The following is a 1,089-nucleotide window of genomic DNA, read 5'->3' on the forward strand; positions in this document are numbered from 1 at the left end:
ATCCAGGAAGGAACACGCCCCTATCATCATGGATGAAAGAACAACGAATAGCAGCATCGACTTTCTCATCAATAATCACTTCCTTTTCCGTTAAATTTGAGAATTTTGGTTTGGTTTGGTATTGTTTTAATACGCTTCAATAGAAAATAGGGTTTCAAGATAAGGAGAAAATGACATGACAACTTTTATTGATAAAATTGCGCTGATTCGTATCGTTGATGGACAAATATTGGGGACGCGCTCCAAGGGCAAAGAACTTTATTATTTACCGGGAGGCAAAAGAGACCCTGGGGAGACAGATACGGAGACGTTGATCCGGGAAATCGAGGAGGAACTTTCCGTACATATTAAACCGGAAACGGTGGTTCATTTCGGGAATTTCGAAGCACAAGCAGACGGCAAAGCTGAGGGTATTGTGGTGAAAATGGCTTGTTATACGGCGGATTTTGACGGCGAGCTGAGTCCTGCTTCCGAAATTGACGAATTGGAATGGCTGTCTTATAAGGATAGGGATCGAGTTTCTCGCGTGGTTCAAATCATTTTTGATCACTTGCATGAGAATAATCTGCTGTCATAAGCTTTCTACTCTTGTGCAACTAATTCTCTCTCTAGACGTCAAATTAGGACAGAGGGGAGAGAATGGCATTGTCTATAATTAAAAAAGTGGTTGTTCAAGCCGCTGCACTTTTCGTACTGGCCTCGGCAGGAAGCGCTTATGCATATGACGTTTCCTTACAACCTTTTACGGATGTAACCAATGAGGATTGGTTTCAAAATGAGGTCTATTCGCTATCGGCGATCGGTATTATTGATGGATATTCGGATTTAACGTACAAACCGGAGGGAATTCTAACGCGGGAAGCGTTCATTAAATTGTTGATGAATGCCAAGCAGGAGGAAGTTGCTTCTGGCTCCGCTGTGACGGGAGCACTCGTGGATGTTGAAAAGGGGCGTTGGTCATATCCATTCGTATCCGCGGCTTATGAGCAGAAATGGATTGATTTTATGCTGGATTCGCAGGGCAAGTTTCACCCGAATCTTGCGATAACCAGAGAAGAAGTGGCTAGCGTTGTCGGTAAAGCGCTGCTC

Annotated in this window: 2 protein-coding genes; both read left to right on the top strand. The window is 43.8% G+C overall.

Annotated elements, in window-relative coordinates:
- Window positions 1-175: 175 nt before the first annotated feature.
- Complete coding sequence (locus tag AC1DUA_RS38685) at window positions 176-577, top strand: NUDIX hydrolase (protein WP_477504733.1); 402 nt, start codon at window positions 176-178, stop codon at window positions 575-577.
- A 62-nt stretch (window positions 578-639) separates the two neighbouring features.
- Window positions 640-1,089: S-layer homology domain-containing protein (locus AC1DUA_RS38690; RefSeq protein ID WP_477504734.1), on the top strand; the 450-nt coding region annotated here is incomplete at its 3' end.

This window comes from Paenibacillus sp. 01T422, assembly GCF_056398785.1.